At 68.6% G+C, this 19831-nt stretch carries 17 protein-coding genes; 6 read left to right on the top strand and 11 right to left on the bottom strand.

What is annotated here, in order from left to right; genetic code table 11:
- The first annotated feature begins 45 nt into the window (after positions 1-45).
- From HNQ67_RS12055 to HNQ67_RS12045, 3 genes are all read left to right on the top strand, one after another.
- Positions 46-777: a response regulator gene (locus HNQ67_RS12055; RefSeq protein ID WP_183255783.1), complete on the top strand. Its 732-nt coding sequence runs from the start codon at positions 46-48 to the stop codon at positions 775-777.
- 10 nt (positions 778-787) lie between these two features.
- On the top strand, positions 788-2131 hold the full coding sequence (locus tag HNQ67_RS12050) for an ATP-binding protein (RefSeq protein ID WP_183255781.1): 1344 nt from the start codon (positions 788-790) through the stop codon (positions 2129-2131).
- Positions 2132-2319: 188 nt separating this feature from the next.
- Complete coding sequence (locus HNQ67_RS12045) at positions 2320-2814, top strand: porin family protein (protein WP_183255779.1); 495 nt, start codon at positions 2320-2322, stop codon at positions 2812-2814.
- On the opposite strand, the gene HNQ67_RS12040 is transcribed toward HNQ67_RS12045, so the two are convergent.
- The 3 genes from HNQ67_RS12040 to HNQ67_RS12030 form a co-directional block, all read right to left on the bottom strand.
- Entirely contained in the window at positions 2804-3610 is an 807-nt protein-coding gene (locus tag HNQ67_RS12040; RefSeq protein ID WP_183255777.1) for a pyrroline-5-carboxylate reductase family protein, read from the bottom strand. The genes HNQ67_RS12045 and HNQ67_RS12040 overlap by 11 nt on opposite strands.
- Before the next feature lie 4 nt (positions 3611-3614).
- The gene (locus HNQ67_RS12035) at positions 3615-4118 is read right to left on the bottom strand and encodes a type III secretion system chaperone family protein (RefSeq protein ID WP_183255775.1); all 504 of its coding nucleotides are present in this window, start codon (positions 4116-4118) and stop codon (positions 3615-3617) included.
- A 64-nt stretch (positions 4119-4182) separates the two neighbouring features.
- Positions 4183-4458 carry an accessory factor UbiK family protein gene (locus HNQ67_RS12030; protein WP_183255773.1) on the bottom strand — a complete coding sequence of 92 codons (276 nt, stop codon included), beginning with the start codon at positions 4456-4458 and terminating at the stop codon, positions 4183-4185.
- A gap of 181 nt (positions 4459-4639) precedes the next feature.
- Between HNQ67_RS12030 and lgt the strand changes: the two genes are divergently transcribed.
- From lgt to pgeF, 3 genes are read left to right on the top strand one after another with little or no spacing between them, the layout of a single operon-like run.
- On the top strand, positions 4640-5524 hold the full coding sequence (gene lgt, locus HNQ67_RS12025; RefSeq protein WP_183255771.1) for a prolipoprotein diacylglyceryl transferase: 885 nt from the start codon (positions 4640-4642) through the stop codon (positions 5522-5524).
- A complete protein-coding gene (locus tag HNQ67_RS12020) occupies positions 5524-6597 on the top strand; it encodes a class I SAM-dependent methyltransferase (RefSeq protein ID WP_183255769.1) in 1074 nt (357 codons plus the stop codon). Before lgt ends, HNQ67_RS12020 begins: the two co-directional genes overlap by 1 nt.
- Positions 6598-6647: 50 nt before the next feature.
- Positions 6648-7421 (top strand): peptidoglycan editing factor PgeF, encoded by a 774-nt coding sequence (pgeF, locus tag HNQ67_RS12015; protein ID WP_183255768.1) that lies wholly within the window; start codon positions 6648-6650, stop codon positions 7419-7421.
- 10 nt (positions 7422-7431) lie between these two features.
- Here the strand turns inward: pgeF and lpxC are convergent, their stop codons facing one another.
- The 8 genes from lpxC to murC form a co-directional block, all read right to left on the bottom strand.
- Positions 7432-8331 carry a UDP-3-O-acyl-N-acetylglucosamine deacetylase gene (gene lpxC, locus HNQ67_RS12010; RefSeq protein ID WP_183255766.1) on the bottom strand — a complete coding sequence of 300 codons (900 nt, stop codon included), beginning with the start codon at positions 8329-8331 and terminating at the stop codon, positions 7432-7434.
- Positions 8332-8555: 224 nt separating this feature from the next.
- Positions 8556-10163 (bottom strand): cell division protein FtsZ, encoded by a 1608-nt coding sequence (gene ftsZ / locus HNQ67_RS12005; protein ID WP_183255764.1) that lies wholly within the window; start codon positions 10161-10163, stop codon positions 8556-8558.
- Positions 10164-10405: 242 nt separating this feature from the next.
- On the bottom strand, positions 10406-13792 hold the full coding sequence (locus HNQ67_RS12000) for a TonB-dependent receptor domain-containing protein (RefSeq protein WP_183255763.1): 3387 nt from the start codon (positions 13790-13792) through the stop codon (positions 10406-10408).
- A gap of 219 nt (positions 13793-14011) precedes the next feature.
- The gene (gene ftsA / locus HNQ67_RS11995; protein ID WP_183255762.1) at positions 14012-15340 is read right to left on the bottom strand and encodes a cell division protein FtsA; all 1329 of its coding nucleotides are present in this window, start codon (positions 15338-15340) and stop codon (positions 14012-14014) included.
- 11 nt (positions 15341-15351) lie between these two features.
- Positions 15352-16239 carry a cell division protein FtsQ/DivIB gene (locus HNQ67_RS11990; RefSeq protein ID WP_183255761.1) on the bottom strand — a complete coding sequence of 296 codons (888 nt, stop codon included), beginning with the start codon at positions 16237-16239 and terminating at the stop codon, positions 15352-15354.
- Positions 16227-17165, bottom strand: coding sequence for a D-alanine--D-alanine ligase (locus HNQ67_RS11985; protein WP_183255760.1), 939 nt, complete (start codon positions 17163-17165; stop codon positions 16227-16229). Before HNQ67_RS11985 ends, HNQ67_RS11990 begins: the two co-directional genes overlap by 13 nt.
- 215 nt (positions 17166-17380) lie before the next feature.
- The gene (gene murB, locus HNQ67_RS11980) at positions 17381-18283 is read right to left on the bottom strand and encodes a UDP-N-acetylmuramate dehydrogenase (RefSeq protein WP_183255759.1); all 903 of its coding nucleotides are present in this window, start codon (positions 18281-18283) and stop codon (positions 17381-17383) included.
- On the bottom strand, positions 18280-19710 hold the full coding sequence (murC, locus tag HNQ67_RS11975) for a UDP-N-acetylmuramate--L-alanine ligase (protein ID WP_183255758.1): 1431 nt from the start codon (positions 19708-19710) through the stop codon (positions 18280-18282). The genes murB and murC overlap by 4 nt, the downstream gene beginning before the upstream one ends.
- Positions 19711-19831 lie beyond the last annotated feature (121 nt).

Here is a 19831-nt window from a genome sequence, read left to right as displayed (position 1 = left end):
GACCGCCCAGGTCAACGCTTCGGCGGTTACCGGGGTCGCATCGGCATGAGCGATGTGCGCTCCCACGGGCGATCGGGCCCGATCGCCGGACCGGGAGCGGGCCGACACCTGCTCGTCGTCGACGACGACGACCGCATCCGCGAATTGCTCAAGGAATTCCTCGCCCGCGAGGGCTATCGCGTCACCGGCGCCGCCCACGCGGCGGCGGCGAAACGGCTGATGGAGCTGATCGAGTTCGACCTTGTCGTGCTTGACGTCATGATGCCGGGCGAAAGCGGCTTCGACCTGACCACCTGGGTGCGCTCCAAGGCCGAGACCTCGAAGACCCCCGTCCTGCTGCTGACCGCTCGCGGCGATCCCGAAGACCGCATCGAGGGCCTGTCACGCGGCGCCGACGACTATATGTCCAAGCCCTTCGATCCTCGCGAACTGGCCCTGCGGGTCGACGCCATCCTGCGCCGCACCGGCGGCAAGCCGCTGACGCCGCGTGAGATCAAGCTCGGCCCCGCGGTGTTCGACATGGAGCGGCTGGAGCTCTCGAAGGACGGCAAACCCCAGCGACTGACCGAGGCCGAGGCCCAGTTGCTCAAGACCCTTGCCATCCACGCCCACGCCCCGGTCGAGCGGATGAGCCTGTCGCCCGACACCGCCGACATCACCGGCCGCGCCGTCGATGTCCAGGTCACCCGACTGCGCCGCAAGCTGGAAGCCGACCCCAAGAACCCGCGCTATCTCCAGACCGTGCGCGGCGTCGGCTACATGCTGGCCCCGGATTGATGAGCCCCCGATGAGGCTGCTCCCCGCTGGCGTCTGGGCCCGGGTGCTGAAGCGGCGCCTGCCGACCTCGCTGTGGGGCCGGTCGCTGCTGATCATCGTCCTGCCGGTGCTGGTCATGCAGGTGGCGGTGACCTGGGCCTTCTTCGACATGCACTGGCAGACGGTGACCGCTCGCCTGTCCGACGGATTGGCCGGGGATATCGCCTGGGCGTCCGAGAGCTACGCCGACGATCCAACGCGCGAGAATCTGGCGATCATCGCCGACCGGGCGCAGCGCTCGATGTCGCTCTCGGTCGACCTGCGCGAGGGCGACGTCCTGCCGGACGAACGGCATCGGGGTCCCATCGGCGTCGTCGACCGCACGCTTGAGGACGCCCTCAGATCCCGGGTCGACCGGCCGGTCTGGTTCTCGACGACCCAGTACCCCGCCTATGTCGACATCCGGGTGCAGCATCCGGAGGGCGTGCTGCGCGTCATCGCCCCGCGCGAGCGGGCCGTCGCCACCCAGGCCCACATCTTCGTCGTCTGGCTGTTCATCGCCACCATCCTGCTGATGGGCGTCGCCATCCTGTTCATCCGCAATCAGGTCCGCGCCATCGAGCGCCTCGCCGAGGCGGCTGAGGCCTTCGGACGCGGCGAGACCCGCGAGCGCTTCAAGCCCCACGGGGCCCGCGAGGTCCGGGCGGCGGCCAAGGCCTTCCTGGACATGCGCGACCGCATCCAGCGCCATATCGAGCAGCGCACCGCCCTGCTCGCCTCGGTCAGCCACGATCTGCGCACCCCGCTGACCCGCCTGCGACTGGAATTGGCCCTGGCGCCGCCATTCAAGCGCGCCGCGGCGATGAAGGGTGATCTCGACGAGATGGAGCACATGATCGACGAATACCTCGCCTTCGCACGCGGCGAGGCCGGCGAGGCGGCGCAGACAGTCTCCATCGCCGATCTGCTGGCCGTGGCCGGAGAGGATGTCCGCCGGGCCGGCGCCGAGGTGGAAATCTCGGTTCCCGAGGATCTGAGCGCCAGCCTGCGCCCGCTTTCCATCAAGCGCGCGCTCGCCAACCTCGCCGCCAATGCCGCCGCCCACGGGGAACGCGTCCGTCTCGCCGCGCGGGCCCTGCCGTCGGGCGGTATCGAGATCACCGTCGAGGACGACGGTCCGGGCATCCCCGACGACATGCACGAGGAAGCCTTCCGCCCGTTCTCCCGGCTGGACGAGTCGCGCAACCAGAACCGCAAGGGCGTCGGCCTGGGCCTGGCGATCGCCCGCGACGTGGCCCGCAGCCATGGCGGCGACATCACCCTGGGTCGCAGCGATCTCGGCGGCTTGCGGGCGGCGATCCGCTTGCCTGGCTGAGAATCCTCCCCACAGGGGGAGGGGGACCGCGAAGCGGTGGAAGGTTTGCTGCCGAAAAAGGCGGATGGGGCATGCCCCCTCCACCACCCTTCGGGCGGTCCCCCTCCCCCAACGCTTCGCTCCGGGGGAGGATTGCGAACCGTGACGGCAAGGCGCATCTTCGATCCGACAGGGATATGGAGGATACGATGCGTAAACTCGCCTTTCTGGCTCCCCTCGGCGCCGTCCTCGCCGTCGCCGCCGGCCCCGCCCTGGCCGACCCGGCCTCGATCACCGTCACGATCGGTCCCGACCTTCAGGAAAAGGCCGATGAACTGGGCGAACGGGACGTTCGCGAACAGGCCGACCGTCTCGCCGAAGTCGTGCGCCGGGCCCTGGCCCGCGAGGGCCGTCTCGACGGCGCCCGGATCGATCTGGTTCTGACCGATCTGAAGCCCAATCGCCCGACCTTCGAGCAAATGGCCCAGCAGCCGGGACTGGACCGTCACCGCAGCGTTTCCATCGGCGGCGCCGCCATCGAGGGCAGCGTCACCACCGCCGACGGCGCGGTGCTGCCGGTCCGCTACGACTGGTATTCCGCCAGCATCGCCGACGTCCGGGGCCACACCACCTGGCAGGACGCCGACCGCGCCTACGCGCGCCTGGCCGGCAATCTGGTCCGGGGGCGCTACGTCAGCCGCTGATTTCGCTGGCCCGCGCAACGGCGGCGTTGACGGCGGCTTCGGCCGCCCGTTGAACGTCGCCGCCCGCCTCCATGGCGTCGAGCCCCGCCCGCGTCGTGCCGCCGGGCGAGGCGATGCGGGCGACCAGTTCGTCCAGCGGTGCGCCCGTCTCCGCGCCGGCGCCGGCTGAGCGCAGCGCGCCCCGCGCCAGCCGCTCGGCCGCGTCCCGGGACAGGCCCTGCGCCTCGCCTGCCCGCGCCAGGGCCTGAACGAAGGCGTAGACGAAGGCCGGCGCCGAGCCCGCGGTCGCCGTGGCCGCGTCCATCACGCTTTCGTCGGGCAGGTCGACCACATCGGCGATGGCCTCGAACAGCGATCGGGCCAGTCCGCGCGCCTCCGGATCTTCCGACCAGACGCTGGCCACCCCGCGGGCCTGGGCCACGGCGGTGGTCGGCATGACCCGGGCCACCGGCCGGTTCGCAATGCCCGCGATATCCGCGGCCTTGACCCCGGCCATCACCGAGACCACGGCGACGTCCTGCGGCAGGGGGTCCAGCGTCGGCACGATCGCCTCCCGCCACTTCGCCGGCTTGACCGCCAGCACCAGGGCGCGGGCGTTCGCCAGCGAGTCAAGCGGGGGGTTGATGCGTGCGCCCCGCGCCCGCGCCGCCTCGGTCGCGGGCTTGTCGGACGGAGTCAGGATGATCAGATCGCCGGGATCTACGGTCGAGGTCGCCAGCCAGCCTTCGAGGATAGCCGATCCCAAGCGGCCGCAGCCCACGAGAACGACGGGGCGGTTCGATTTCTGGTTCGTCATGCCCTCAGGCTGAGCCGACCGTCTCGAAGAGGCAAGCGTCGATCGCCTCCTGCGGCTTCTTGTTGCCCCGGATCATGAAGTCGAAGGCGGGATAATAGCGGTCCGCCGCCTCGACGGCCGCGTCGATCATCGACGCCGCCTGCCCCAGGGTCGGGCGCTCGCCCATCGGCAGGGCCAGCGAATGCCGGAAGACGATCTCGCCGTCCTCGGCCCATACCTCGAAATGACCCATCCAGGTGCGCTGGTTGATCAGGCCGACCAGCTCATAGGCCGCCGCCCGCCGGGACTTCGACGCCTGCAGGTCCAGCGCGCAGCACAGTTGCAGGCAGTCGCCCTCGGGCCGCCACGCGAACCACAGCTCGTAATCCTTCCAGTCGCCGGCCAGGGCGAAGGCCAGATCGCCCTCGTCGGTGCGGTCGAACGGCAGGTTCTCGGCCACCAGGACGTGCTCCACGACATCCAGCGGGTCGTAGGGAAGCTCGACTTCTTCCGGGCGGGCAGTGTCCATCAAGGGGTCTCCGGGCGCGACTCACGCCCTCTGCGGGAACGGTATGCGGGTTCGCAGATTCGGCTCAACCGGCTGCGTCCTGTGAGGGAGAAGCCGCTGTGGACGTTCCCTTTTGAGGCTTCTTCGCCCCCTTCAGCGCGGCGATTTCGGCCCGCAGGGCGGCGATCTCGGCCTTCAGCGCATCGAATTCGTCGCGCCGAACCAGATCCATGTCGGCCGCGAACCGGTCGGCCTGGGCGCGAAAGGCGGTCTTGGCCTCCTCTCCGGCGGCCTGCGCCAGCCCCATCGCCCCGGTGGTCAGCTTGGCGAACTCGTCGAGGATGGGATTGCGGGTCTGCATCGGGACTCTCCGACTCGGGCAAGCGAGCGTCGTTAATGGATGGTTGCCCCATATGGTGAACGAAACCTTGCTGTCGAGGATCGGCGTGGCGGTAATTGGGCGCGGGTCTTGCGGATTATTCAGGGACGGAGCCGGCGGCGCTTGCTAAACCGGGCGTGGAACCGGCCCCGCAGGAGCACCCGTGCAATTTCCCGATATCGACCCCGTCTGGTTTCAGATCGGCCCCTTCTTCGGCCTCGGCCCGCTTGAGATCCGCTGGTACGCCCTCGCCTATGTGGCGGGGATCGTCCTCGGCTGGTGGTACGCCAACCGTCTCGCCCGCAACAACGCGATCTGGCAGCCGCGCAAGGCGCCGGTGACCACTCTCCAGATCGACGATCTGGTGCTGTGGATCACCCTCGGCATCATCCTCGGCGGTCGCTTCGGCTACGCCCTGTTCTACAAGCCCTCGCTCTACGCCCAGCTCGTCGGCGGGCCGGACAACATGGCCCTGTTCCGTCTCTGGGACGGCGGCATGTCGTTCCACGGCGGCCTGATCGGCGTCACCCTGGCGATCGTCTGGTTCGCGTGGAAGCACAAGGTCCGGCTGCTCAGCCTCGGCGACCTCGTCGCGCCCGTGGTGCCGCTTGGCCTGTTCTTCGGCCGCATCGCCAACTTCATCAACGGCGAGCTGTGGGGGCGTCCAACCGACGCGCCGTGGGGCATGGTGTTCTGCAACGACACCATCCTCGACCTCTACGGCCAGTGCCCGGCAGGCTACGTGCCCCGCCACCCCAGCCAACTCTATGAAGCGGCCCTCGAGGGCATCGTCCTGGCGGTGATCCTCTGGCTCGCCGTCTTCAAGGGGCGGCTGCTGGCCAAACCCGGCTATGTCACCGGCATCTTCCTGTTCGGCTACGGCCTCGCCCGCGCCTCGCTGGAAACCGTGCGCCAGCCCGACTTCGGCATGGAGAACCTGCCGCTGGGGCTGACCATGGGCATGATGCTGTCGATCCCGATGATGATCGTCGGCGCCTGGTTGATCTGGCGGGCGTGGAGCCGGCCGCCTGTCACCGCGGAGGACTGATGTCGCTGAAGGACCGTCTGGCGCGCGAGATCGCCCTCACCGGACCGTTGTCGGTCGCCGACTATGTCACCCGCTGCCTGCACGATCCGCAGGGCGGCTACTATGCGACGCGGCCCGCGATCGGCGCGACAGGCGACTTCATCACCGCCCCGATGGTCAGCCAGATGTTCGGCGAACTGATCGGTCTGTGGACGGTCGAACTCTGGAACCGGCTCGGCGCGCCCGAGCGGGTGCGGCTGGTCGAGGTCGGGCCGGGCGACGGCACCCTGATGGCCGACGCCCTGCGCGCCGCCCGGGTGGCCCCGGAATTCCTCCAGGCCGTCGACCTTGTCCTGATCGAGCCCAGCCCGCCGCTGCGCCAGGCCCAGGCCCGGATGCTGGCCGACAGCGACGTGCATCCCCGCTGGGTCGCCTCGCTCGACCGGATCGAGATCGACGCTCCCGTGATCCTGATCGCCAACGAGGTGCTGGACTGCCTGCCTGCCCGCCAGTTCATCAAGACGGAGGATGGCTGGGCCGAGCGCTGCGTCGGCGTCACCGACGCCGGCGAGCTCATCTTTGGGCTCAAAAAGATCACCACCGGCTTCAAACGTCCGGCCTTCGACGTCGAGCCGGGCCAGACCGTGGAAATATCGGAGCAGCAGGGGGTCTTCGGACGCGAGACGGCGGCCCTGATCAAGGCGGCCTCCGGCGCCGCCCTGCTGATCGACTATGGTCGCGCTCGCCCGGAGGCCGGCGACACCCTCCAGGCCCTGCGGCGGCACCAGAAGATAGATCCGCTGGCGACCCCGGGTGAGGCCGACCTGACCCAATGGGCCGACTTCCCGACCGTGCTGGAGGCGGCCATCCACGCCGGCGCCGACGTCACGGGCTGCCTGGGTCAGGGCGAGTTTCTCGGTCTCCTCGGCATCGGGGCCCGCGCCGACCGGCTCAAGGCGGGGCGCCCCGACGCGGCGTCGACCATCGACCGTCAGTTGGCGCGCCTGACCGCCGCCGACCAGATGGGGACCCTGTTCAAGGCCTGCGCGATCTTCTCCCCACACAGCCTGGTCGTGCCCGGGTTCGAGGACTGACAGCGCGCCGTGGCTGACGCCGACCGCTATCCTGGGCTAGAACGGGAGGCATGGCTGAACCGACTCCCCTCACCCATCCGCTGCTGGTCCGGGCCGGCATCCGTCACGGCTTCTTCACCCGCGCCGGCGGCGTTTCGACGGGCCTCTACGAGGGGCTGAACACCGGCGTCGGCTCCGGAGACGACCCAGCCGCCGTGCTCGAGAACCGGCGCCGGGTCGCCGCCCATTTCGATCTCGGGCTCGACGATCTCGCCGCCTGCTACCAGATTCACTCCGCCGTGGCCCGGGTCGCCGAGACCGGCTGGAAGGGCCAGCGGCCCGAGGGCGACGCCGCCGTCACCGCCGCGCCGAACGTCCTGTGCGCCGTGCTGACCGCCGACTGCGCGCCGGTGCTGCTGGCCGATCCGGAGGCCGGGGTGGTCGCCGCCGCCCACGCGGGCTGGAAGGGGGCTCTGCAGGGCATCGTCCATTCCACCGTCGCCGCCATGCAGGCCCTGGGCGCCGAGCCCGGGCGCATGGTCGCCGTCGTCGGCCCCTGCATCTCGCAGGCCAGCTACGAGGTCGGCGCGGACTTCGAAGAGCGATTCGAGCACCACGATCCGGGCAGCGGACGCTTCTTCACGCCGAGTGCGGACCCCGACAAACGCCTGTTCGACCTTCCCGGCTTCGTGCTGTGGCGGCTGGAGCAGGCCGGCGTCGCCGAGGCGGCCTGGACCGGCGAAGACACCCGCGCGGACGCGGCGCGGTTCTATTCGAACCGCCGCGCCTTCCTGAACGGAGAGCCGGACTTCGGCCGATTGATGAGCGCGATCAGCCTCGGCTGATGGGGGCCGGTCAGCCCGCCATCGCCATTTCCGGCACGCGGGTCACCTCGCGCCACGCCTGCGGATTGGCCAGCAGCTCGCGGACCAGCAGGTTGTTGATGTGGTGACCCGCCCTGACGCCCTCGTAGCGGCCCAGCAGGGGCGCCCCCAGCACATACAGGTCGCCGATGGCGTCCAGCGCCTTGTGCTTGACGAACTCGCGCTCCATCCGCAGCCCGCCCGGGTTGAGGATCTGGTCGCCGTCGATGACCACGGCGTTCTCGAGGCTGCCGCCGCGGGCCAGACCGGCCTTGCGCAGCGCCTCGACCTCGTGGGCGAAACCGAAGGTGCGGGCCGCCATGATCTCGGTACGGAAGGTTTCCTCGTCGACGACGAAGTCCACCACCTGATTGCCGATGACGGGAGTGTCGAAGTCGATCTCGAAACGCATCTCATAACGGTCGCAGGGCAGCAGGACGGCGGTCTTGTCGCCCTCCTGCACCCGGATCGGCTCGAGAATCTCGATATAGCGGACCGGCGCCTCCTGACGGCGGAAGCCGGCGCGGTCCAGAAGCTGGACAAACTGCAGGGCGGAGCCGTCCAGGATCGGCAACTCGGGCCCGTCCACCTCGACCACGGCGTTCGACACGCCCAGCGCCGCGAAGGCCGCCATCAGATGCTCGATGGTCGACAGGCGAACGCCGGCGGCGTTCTCGATCATGGTGTTCAGCCGCGCGTCCACCACGGCTTCGCCCGAGACCGGAATGCGGTTGTCGCGGTCCTTGATGTCCGTACGCACGAAGACGATGCCCGTGCCGGCCGGCGCCGGGCGCACGGCCAGACGCACCCGGTCGCCCGTGTGCACGCCGACCCCCGCGATGATCGCGGGCGCGATGGTCGTCTTCTGGTGATGGTCGTTGCGGACCGGCAAAACTCAGACTCTCACTCTTTGCGCTCCGCCCTTCTGTGCGGAGTTCGCCCCACGAACCGTCTAGCGGTTGGTAAACAAGGCTGAAATGAAAGTCGGGTTTCGAATTGTTTCGGTCTGAAACGGCCAGGTCTTGGAGGATAGACGCCGCGTCCAATTATCGCGCGCACGCAAGCAGAAAGGGCGACCCTGAGAGCCGCCCTTCCCTAAGCCCCAAGCCCTGAGCCCTAGTTGGCCAACCGCCGGAGGAAGGACGGGATTTCCAGATCGTCCTCAGCCTGACCCAGGTCGGATTCGGGCGTCGGCTGGACCTGGCTGGTTGAGCGCATTTCCGTGGTCCGGGTCTGCGGGGCATAGGTCGGCTGCGCCGGCTGCTGGCGCTTGCCGCGACCGAACAGGCTCCAGCCCGACTTGCGGTGATCCCGGTCGTCGTGGTCGTCATAGGCCGCCTCTTCGCGGCGTGGCTCGGGTTGCGGCGCCGGGCGGTCGCCCATCCGGTCCATATACAGGTCGCCCTGGGCGACCGGAGCCCTGGTTTCGGCGGCGGTCCGCGGCGCGGATTCGTACTCCTCGACCCACGGATCGACGATCGGCTCCAGCGTGCGTTCCTCGGCGACGTGGATCACCGGCTCGGGACGCGGCTCGGGCGCGCGGGCGGCGGCGCCGTAGGTCGGCTGGGCCGACTGAAAGGTGGGAACGATCGGGGCCGGCTCGGCCTGGCGGGGGGCTTCGGCCCGGGCCGGCTCGCGGGCGGGTTCGCGCACCGCTTCCTGGCGGACCGGCTCGGCGCGCGAGGCGGCGTAGGACGGCGCCGGGCGGCGGGTGTCGAAGGACGGGGCGGCGCTGCTCGTCGGGGCCTGGACCGCAGCGAGGTCTTCCATCCCCGTGGCCACGACCGAGACGCGGATCTTGCCGTCCAGGGCCGGATCGAAGGCGGCGCCGAAGATGATGTTGGCGTCCGAGTCCACCTCGCCCGCGATGGCGTTGGCGGCCTCGTCGACCTCCAGCAGGGTCATGTCCATGCCGCCGGTGATGTTGACCAGCACGGCCTTTGCGCCCTTCAGCGAGGTCTCGTCCAGCAGCGGGTTTGCGATGGCGTTCTGGGCCGCCATCAGGGCGCGGTCGTCGCCCGAGGCCTCGCCCGTGCCCATCATCGCCTTGCCCATTTCGGACATGACGGCGCGGACGTCGGCGAAATCGAGGTTGATCAGACCCGGCAGGATCATCAGGTCGGTGATCGAGCGCACGCCCGAATGCAGCACCTGGTCGGCCATGCCGAAGGCGTCCGCGAAGGTGGTGCGTTCGTTGGCGACGCGGAACAGGTTCTGGTTCGGAATGACGATCAGGGTGTCGACATAGCGCTGCAGCTCGGCGATGCCGGCCTCGGCCAGCCGCATGCGGTGGCGGCCCTCGAAGGTGAAGGGCTTGGTCACCACGCCGACCGTCAGGATGCCGCGGTCGCGCGCGCATTTGGCGATGACGGGGGCGGCGCCGGTGCCGGTGCCTCCGCCCATGCCGGCGGTGATGAACACCATATGGGCCCCGTCGAGGTGCCCGTAAATTTCCTCGGCCGACTCCTCGGCGGCGTTCATGCCGACCTCGGGGTGGGCGCCCGCGCCCAACCCTTGCGTGATCGTCTCGCCCAGTTGGACGCGGCGGTCGGTCTTGGCGAACGACAGATGCTGCGCGTCGGTGTTGGCGACGACGAACTCGACCCCTTCAAGGCCGGCGTCGATCATGTTGTTGACGGCGTTTCCGCCCGCGCCGCCGACGCCGAACACGACGATCCGGGGCTTCAGTTCCGTGTGTTGCGGACGCACCAGCGAGAGAGACATATGTTCCGACCTTGAATTCCGACCCTGCCCTGCAGTCCCGATGCGAAAACCCCGCCGATTCGCATTGGTTATGAGCGCGTTAAGGAAACACCCCATCTGCTTAAGGGAGTGTTACCGGATAGGCTGAGTCGGCCTTTGGGCCACGGAAATCGTTAACCTTCGCCGCAGATTTCGCTCTGTAGACAACGAAAAAGGGCGACTCTCGCGAGCCGCCCTTTCCGTCTTGATCGTGACGCCTGTTCCTAGAACGGGCGGTAGTTCAGGCCAACGTTGAAGCGACGGCCGTAGGGGTCGAACGTCGAGGCGAAGCCCAGGAAGGGCGGGGCTTCGGTATCGAACACGTTGGTGACGTTGGCCCGGAGGGTCAGGTCGTCACGCAGGTCGTAGCGCACCGCGAAGTCGTGGCGCGTGAAGTTGCCGGTCCGGTTCCAGTCGTAAGGCTGGTTGTCCAGGTTGCCGGTGGCGACGAGGTCACGGTTCTTGTTCAGATCCTGCGACGACATCCAGTCGGCGGTCCAGGTCATGGCCAGGACGTCGTTCGGACGCCAGGTCAGACGCGAGACGAACTCCACCCGCGGGAAGAACACGCCACTGGTCGAGTCCGTGAAGGCGTTCGGATCGGCCGGGTTGGTGAAGTTCTTCTGATCGATCAGCCACAGACCGCCGAGGCTGTAGGAGAAGCGGCCCCAGTTGCGTCCGAAAGCTTCTTCGGTGTCGAGCGAGTAGTTGACCGTGAAGTCCAGACCACGGGTTTCCAGCTTCGACCGGTTGATCGGGCCGAGGATGAAGCCGCCGATCGGGTCGCCCGCCGGCGCGCCGACCTTGAAGTTATCGAACGGATCACCGGTGGTCGGGTTGTTCCGGAACACCAGGCCGCAGGTCTGGGTATTCAGCTGGGCGTTGCTGACGCAGTCGTCGGCGAGGAACTGGCCGCCCGGCGTGATGATCACGTTGTTGACGGTGATCTCGTAGTAGTCGAGCACCAGCGACAGGTTCGGGAACATCCGCGGCGCGATGGCGGTCGAGAACGTGAAGGACTCCGATTCCTCAGGGTTCAGGTTGGTGTTGCCGCCCAGAACGCTGGCGATACCCGAACCATAGACCGGCCGGTAATCGTCGGCTTGCGTCACAGTCGTCGACCCGAAGTCGAACGCCAGGCCCTTGGCCGCGGCCAGCTGCGTGCAGTTGGCGATACGGTTGGCCTTGGTCTGCGCGGCGTCGTCGCCCTGGAAGTTCGCGATCACGCCGGTGTGGCAGGGATCCACGAAGCCGTTGACGAACGTCTGGCTGAAGGGACGGAAGCCTTCTTGCAGGGTCGGGGCGCGGAACGATGTGTTGAAGCTGGTCTTGAAGGTGATGTCCCGGATCGGACGGTAGACCAGGTTCACCCCGTAGACGTCACCCTCGCCGGCGGTCGTGTAGTCGAACGCGCGGTAGGAGGCGCTGAGTTCGGCGTACTCGCCCATCCAGGAGTCCCGCAGCAGCGGCAGCGACATTTCCGCGAACCACTCTTCGGACTCATACTCCGCCGGCAGGAAGTCGGCGCCGGTGTTGAGCTGAAGCACGCGGCCGGCGGTGTCGGCGCTGCGGCCGATGCCCTGCGTGTGCTCGCGACGGTATTCGGCGCCGACCGCGAGGCCGAGCGGGCCGGCGCCCCAGAAGTCCCACAGCTGGCCGGAGATGGCCGCGACGGCGCTCTCCTGCTCGTTGGTTTCACGGACCCGGATCGCAGCGGTGATGTATTCGATGGCTTCGGGGCTCTGGTTGCCCTTGCCGAACACATTCAGCGGCACGCAGCCGGCGATTTCCGGATTGGTGTTCGGGTCGGTGTAGACCGTCGTGGCCGTGTTCGGGTTCTGCTCCCGGATAGTGATGCCGCGGGCGTTGAGAAGCTGCACCCGGCAGACGATCTCGCCCGGACGGCCGTTCACTTCACCCGCCAGGTCGACGACGGAGTCCATGGCGTGACCAAAGCGGATCGCGTCCGGACCTTGCTCGCGGTTCACGTTGTTCATCTCGCCGTGAACGTAGGACAGGGTCCAGTTCACGTTATCGATGAAGCCGACACGGTCCCAGTTGCCCTCAAGACCGGCCACGAAGCGGGTGATCTCACGATTGTTGGTCTGGTTGCGTTCGATGCCGAAACCGCGGTGGTTGGCGATCGGGCCGGACTGCGCCGGGTTGAGCACCGGGCCGTCGGCGTTGGCCGTGGCCGGGCCGTAACGGACGAAGGTGTTGTTCTGGATCGCCGTCGCGACGTTGGCCGGCAGGAAGGCGTTGTCGGTGCGGGTCGAGAACTGCGAGGTGCCGTTGATCAGGCCCGGTCCGACGAAGCTGCCGCTGTTGATGCCGCCGCCGAAACCGGCGTCGGTGATGAAGATGTCCCAGAATGAAAACTGCCCCACATCGAAGGTGTCTTCGGTGGTGTACTTGGCCTCGCCATAGAACTCGATGTTGTCGGTGAGCTGGAACGTCAGACCGGTCTGGTAGCGCTCCGATTCCTGGAACGGGAACTGCGAACGGTTATTGAAGGCGGTCAGGTTCGCCGGCTCGCCGTCGCCGCCGATGTTCCACGGACGGTTGGTGCCGGTGTTGCCGATACGCTGGCCGAAGTTGGCCAGACGAGCGGTCGGGCCATCGTACCAGTAGGTGTAGGCCGGGTCGACGTTGAAGCAGGCCGACGACGTCGAAAGGCCCGAGCAGTTGGCGAACGGCACGTCCGGATCGCTCAACCGGCTCGGACGCTGCATGTTGGCCAGGGTCGTCGAACCCCACTGCGGGCGATCCAGGCGGCGGGCGCCGTAGAATTCGGCCACATCGATGAAGCCGTCGTTGACCGGTCCGAGCGAGGCCTGGGTCGGATCGGCGTCGATGCCGAGAGCGACGCGGCCACGACGAAGCCAGTCGATGTGCTCGCTGTAAACTTCCTCTGCGCGCTCATACTCGCCGTGAGCGTAGATGTTCAGACGGTCGTCCAGCAGGTTCGCCCCCGCCAGAACCGAAATACGACGCGTATCAGCCTCGCCGCCCTGGACCAGCTGGCCCCAGTTGGCGTCGATCTCGAGACCCTCGAAATCCTTGCGCAGGATGTAGTTCAGCACGCCCGAGACGGCGTCGGCGCCGTACACCGACGAGGCGCCGCCGGTGATGATCTCGATGTTCTGGATCAGCAGGCGCGGGATGGTCGAGACGTCGACCTGCAGCGTGCCGGCCTGCGAGCCGACGTGGCGGCGGCCGTCGATCAGGGTCAGGGTGCGACCCGAACCCAGCGAACGCAGGTTGGCGAACTCAAGACCGCCGTCGTTCAGGTTGGAGCCGGTGGTGTCCGACGGAACCAGCGAGTTCGACAGGGCGGGAATGGTGGCGAGGTAGTCGATCACAGTCGCCTGACCGGTCGACAGCAGGTCTTCGCGCTCAACCTGGATCAGCGGGGTCGGCGAGTTAACCGGGTCGCGGCGGATACGCGAGCCGGTGACGACGACCTCTTCAATCTCGGTCGCCTCCTGACCTTGCTGGCCGGTGACGGTGACGCCGGGAACCTGGGTGCTCTGTGCCAGGGCCGGAGCCGCTGCGGCCATGACGCCCGCGAGGATCGTCGTGCCAAAAAGGAACTTGCGCTTGAGAAGCATATGATTGGGCCCCAACCAGTGGTGAATGCGAGATGCTTCGCCGTCTCTCGACAGACTCCGCTTCGAATTGGCACGCTAGCAGCAAAGGCCGGGGCGGCAAGGGAATGTGGCGCTCAAACGGCCAATCAGGGCCGGCTCTGTAACAATCTGGACACACTCTCGCCACGCTGGGGAAATCGCCCAGAGCCGGGCCATGGACGTTGGCGAGCGTTGGCTTTGTTACAGATTTTCCCGCAACCAGCCGGCCGCGCGCGCCACAATCCCGCCCCTGTGCATCCGGGGCGCATCGGCTGCGGTGATCTGTCGCGACATCAGCTTGCGGGCCGAGACGGCCTCGCGCGGTCCGTAGGCGGCGCGCAGCAGCACGCCGGCGGCGGAGCAGAACGCCGGCCCCGAGGCGGCGTCGGCGAGGTGCGGCGCGCGCTGGGGTTTGCCGAGCCGCACGGGCCGGTCGAACACCCGCACCGCCAGCTCGCGCACGCCGTTCAACTGGCTGGCGCCGCCGGTCAGCACCAGTCCGGCCCCCGGCTCCAGCCCGACCCCGGCGTTGCGCAGCCGGTCGCGCAGCAGCTCGAGCGTCTCCTCGACCCGCGGGGCGATGACGGTCTTCAGCATGGCGCGGGGCACCACCACCGGACCGGCCGACGGATCCTCGCCGCGCGGCGGGGCCTCGAGCATCTCGCGGTCCTCGTTGGCGCTGGCCATGGCGGAGCCGTGCAGCGTCTTGAGTCGTTCGGCGCCGGCGCGCGAGGTCGACAGGCCCCGGGCGATGTCGGCCGTGACGTGGTCGCCGCCGACATTGAGGCTCTCGATGTGCAGCAGCGAGCGCCCGCCCCAGACGGCGGCCGAGGTCGCCCCGCCGCCCATGTCGATGCAGACGCAGCCGAGATCCATCTCGTCGTCCTCCAGCGCCGCCAGCGACGACGCCACCGGCGCGGCCACCACGCCCTGCAGGTCGAGGTGGGCCAGCTCAAGGCAGTGGCTCAGAGCGGTGAAGGCGCTCTCGGCCATCGACACCACCAACAGGTCCAGCCCCAGCGAATGGCCCTTCATCGAGCGCGGGTCGTGCACGCCCCTCGCCCCATCCACCGACCAGGCGATCGGCAGCACATGGATCGGCCGCCGGTTCGGCAGGCGGACCTGGGCCAGGGCCATGGCGATGGCGCGCGCCAGATCGGCATCGCCGACCGGATTGGCGCCCAGCGAGACTCGGGCCTGCACCCGGTGGCTGGCCATCTGGCCGATGGCGGTGGTCACCACCACGCCCGAGACCGGCGAGCCGGCGGCGCGCTCGGCCCGTTCGACGGCGTGGCCGATGGCCTGCGCCGCCTCGTCCATGTTGACGATGCCGCCGCCCCGGATGCCGCGCGACTGGACGTGCCCCGCCCCCGCCACACGGATCGTGCGGTCGGCGTGGCGCACGCCGTCGGGCTTCATGATGAAACAGCCGACCTTGGACTGACCCAGATCCAGCGCCGCCACGACCGGCGCGCGACCCGCGGCGGACTTTCCGCCATCCACAACCTTGTCCACAGACCGCCCAGCCATTCTACAAAACCCTATGCGTCGCCGGCGGAGGGCCGGACGGCGACCTCCGAGGGCGTTCTCAGATCGATGCGGGCGAACCCGAGCTCCAGAAGCCGTTCACGCTGATCCAGCGCGTCCAGCTGGATCAGGGCCGCGTCCTGATCGGTGGCGGGCAGCTGGATCAGGCTGCCGTCCTTCAGGCGCAGGTCCCATCGCCGCTCGTCGACGCGCACCAGCGCCTCCAGCCGGGCCATCAGCCGCGGCCTCTGCGCGATCATGGGCAGAACCTCGGCGGCGGCCTGTTCGGCGCCCTTGCCGACGACCAGCGGCAGGTTCGGATAGCGGCCGGCGTCGGCGCCCCGGATCACCTGGCCATGGCTGTCGATCACCATGTTGCGCCCGCCGGCCTGCCAGATGGCCAGCCGGTCATGCTCGGTCACATGCACGATCAGGGTGTTGGGCAGCAGGCGCACGACCCGGGCCGACTTGACCCAGCCGACGCCCTCGACCCGTTCGCGCACGGCGTCGAGGTCGATCGAGGTCATGGCCTGGTCGGCGCTCAGCTGCACCGCGCGCTGGATGGCGGCGGTGGCTTCGGCCGACTCGCCCTCGATGAACACCTTCTCCAGCTTCAGGCCCATGCCGACGACCATGCCGTCGACACCCTGCCCGATCGAAGCGCCGATCCGCTCGGCCCGTGCGCCGGTCGCCAGCACGCCGGCCAGCACCACGACGCCGGCGACGATCGAAATGACGACGGCGCGAGGCGACAGGTCCAGCTTGCCGATCGCCGCCATCTTGCCCGGTACGGCGGGCGCGTTGCGCGGGGCGCGGCCGCGCCCCTGGGATTTGGGAGCCGCGCCGCGTTTTGCAGGCTGGTTCGAACTCTGTCGCCGACCGCCGCGAACTACCGCGGGCATGAGGCGTCCTCCACCATCCACCGGACCAGGTCTTCGTATCCCATCCCGACATGGGCGGCCTGCTCGGGGACGAGCGAGGTCGGCGTCATGCCCGGCTGGGTGTTGACCTCCAGAAGAACGAGAACGTCGTTAAGATCGTCATAACGAAAGTCCGATCGTGAAACCCCCCGGCAACCAAGAGCAACGTGCGCCAGCTCCGATTGACGCAGCGCCGCCTCGAACACGGCCGGCGGCAGATCGGCGGGCAGTTTATGGATCGAGCCGCCCGGCGCATATTTGGCTTCGTAGTCGTAGAAGCCCTTGACCGGGGTGATGTCGGTGACCGTCAGCGCGCGCGGCCCGGTCGTCTCCCCGATCACCGCCACCGCCAGTTCCTTGCCCGGAATGAAGGGCTCGACCAGCACCTGTTCGCCATAGGTCCAGTCGTCCGCGCCGACCTCGGCTTGCGGTCCGTTGGCGCCCTCGGGCACCAGATAGACGCCGACCGACGAACCCTCGGCGTTCGGCTTGATGATGTAGGGCGGCGGCATCACATGGCGCCGGGCCACCTCGCGCCGGTCATACAGGCCTCCACCGGGCACGGTGACGCCGGCGGCGCGCAGGATCGCCTTGGACTTGTCCTTGTCCATGGTGATGGCCGAGGCGAGCAGGCCGGAGTGGGTGTAGGGAATCTGCAGCGTCTCGAGGATGCCCTGGACGCAGCCATCCTCGCCCCATTCGCCATGCAGGGCGTTCAGCACGACATCGGGCTTCAGCTCGGCCAGCACCTGGGCCAGGTCGCGCCCGGCGTCGATCCGGCTGACCCGCGCCACCTGCCCTTCCAGCGCGTCCGCGCAGCCCTTACCCGAGCTCAGCGACACTTCGCGCTCCGACGACAACCCGCCCATCAGGACGGCGACGTGAAGGTCTGCGAAGGGGCGGGTCATGCGAAGCTCCGGAACAATCACCGCAATGCGGCAACCGTCCTTAACAGCCCGTCAACCAATCGGGTTGGAGCCGCTTTTCTCTCTTCTCCGTCATGGCCGGGCTTGTCCCGGCCATCCATGATCGCGGAGGCCGCACGGTCGCGCGCGGACAGCGCATTCGGTGTTCTTGGATCCCCGGGACACGCCCCGGGATGACGCATCAAGAAAGGTAGCTGCTAGGCCGCCCGTCCGATCCGCCTGATCTCCCAGTCGAGCTGAACCCCGGTCTTCGCCCGCACGTCCGCCCGCACCGCCTCGCCCAGCCCCTCGATGTCGGCCGCGGTTGCCTCGCCCGGGTTGATCACGAAGTTGGAATGCAGCTCGCTGAACATCGCCCCGCCGCCGGTGGCCTGAAACAGCTTCCCGCGCCACCCCGCCTCGTCGACCAGCTTCCACGACGAATGCCCCGGCGGGTTCTTGAAGGTCGAGCCGCCGGTCTTCTCGCGGATCGGCTGGGTCTGTTCGCGGCGCGAGGTGATCTCGGCGATCTTCGCCGACACGGCCTCCGGATCGGCGGGCGTCCCGCGATAGGTCGCCTCGATCCAGATGATGTCCGCCGGCGCTTCCGAGTGGCGGTAGGTGTAGCCGAAGTCGGCCAGCGCAAAGTCGACCCGCTCGCCCTTCCGGTTCAGCCCCCAGGCCGACATCAGAATATCCTTCGTCTCCGCCCCGTAGCACCCCGCATTCATGGTCAGGGCGCCCCCGATGGTGCCCGGAATCCCCGCATAGAACTCCAGTCCCGCCAACCCGGCCTTCGCCGAAGCCCGGGCGACCATCGAGTCCAGCGCGCCCGCGCCTGCGGTGATGGTGTCCCCCTCGGTCGTGATCCCGGCGAACGGCCGCCCGGCCAGCCGGATCACCACACCCTCGACCCCGCCGTCGCGGACGATGACGTTGGAGCCGACGCCCAGCACCGAAACCGGCACGGCCGGGTCCAGCGCCTTCAGGAAATCGGCGAGATCGTCGGCGTCGGCCGGGATGAACAGGGCGTCGGCGTTGCCGCCCACCCGGAACCAGGTGAACGGCCCCAAGGGCTCGTCCCGCAGCAGCTTGCCGCGGACTTCAGGCAACGGCTTCAACCCAGCGCCTCCAGCTGACCCGGCAGCGCATACGCCCACTGCGTAATGTCCCCCGCCCCCAGCAGCACCACCAGATCGCCGTCCTTGGCCTCCGCCGCGATCACGCCGGGCAGGGCCTCCCGCCCCTCCAGCGCCTGCACCGAGCGGTGGCCGAAGCGGCGGATGCCCTCGACCAGCGCGTCCTTGTCGACGCCCTCGATCGGCTGTTCCCCGGCCGCATAGACGTCGGTCACGATCACCACGTCGGCGTCCGAGAAACAGGTCGAGAACTCCTCCATCAGCGATTCCAGCCGGGTGTAGCGGTGCGGCTGCACCACGGCGACGACCCGGCCCGCCGCCACCTGCCGCGCCGCCTTCAGCACCGCCGCGATCTCCACCGGGTGATGGCCATAGTCGTCGACGATCCGCACCCCGCCGACCACGCCGGTGGTGGTGAAGCGCCGCCGCACCCCGCCGAACCCGGCCAGGCCCGCGCGAATGTCCTCGTCCGACACGTCCAGCTCGCGCGCCACGGCGATGGCCGCCAGCGCGTTCGAGACATTGTGCCAGCCGGCCATCGGCAGGTGCAGGCCCTTGATCCGCGCCGGCTCGTCCAGCGCCGCCAGTCCGCGCCCCTGGATGACGACGTCGAAGCGGCAACCGTCGGCCCCCATCTCGCAACCCTCGGCCCGCACCATGGCCTGCGGATTGATCCCGTAGGTCACCAGCCGCCGGTTATCGATCGAGGCCACCAGCCGCTGCACCTCGGGATGATCGAGGCAGACGGCGGCGAAACCGTAGAAGGGGATGTTCTCGACGAAGTCCACGAACGCCTTTCGCACCCCGTCAAAGTCGCCGTAGTGGTCCAGATGCTCGGGGTCGATGTTGGTCACGATGGCCACCGTCGACTTCAGGCGCAGGAAGCTGCCGTCGCTTTCGTCGGCCTCGACCACGATCCAGTCGCCGTCGCCGACCTTGGCGTTGGTCCCGTAGGCGTTGATGATGCCGCCGTTGACCACCGTCGGGTCCAGCCCGCCGGCGTCCAGAATGGCCGCCACCATCGAGGTCGTCGTGGTCTTGCCGTGCGTCCCGCCGACCGCGACCGAGAACTGCAGCCGCATCAGCTCGGCCAGCATCTCGGCCCGGCGCACCAGCGGGATGCGCCGTTCGCGCGCCGCCGTCATCTCGGGATTGGTCGCCTTGACCGCGGTCGAATAGACCACCGCAGACACGCTGTCGCCGATGTGGCCCGCGTCATGGCCGATGAAGATTTTCGCGCCCAGCTTCTCCAGCCGCTCGGTATTGGCGCTGGCCCGGGCGTCCGAGCCCTGCACGGAATAGCCGATCTTGAGCATGATCTCGGCGATGCCGCTCATGCCGATGCCGCCTATGCCGACAAAATGGACGGGACCGAGGTCGAAGGGAACGGGACGGAGGCGTGCGATCATCGCAGCGTCATAGCGAGGGTTTGGCGGGATTGCATCACCCCTCCACCGCTTCGCGGTCCCCGTCTCCATCAAGATGGGGAGGAGACACATCCACCGTCCCCTCCCCGTCGCGTAGCGATGG

The sequence above is a fragment of the Brevundimonas basaltis genome, from assembly GCF_014202075.1.
Taxonomy (GTDB): Bacteria; Pseudomonadota; Alphaproteobacteria; order Caulobacterales; family Caulobacteraceae; genus Brevundimonas; species Brevundimonas basaltis.
The sequence above is the reverse complement of the archived record's forward strand: the minus strand, read 5'-3'. Positions and strand labels throughout refer to the sequence as shown.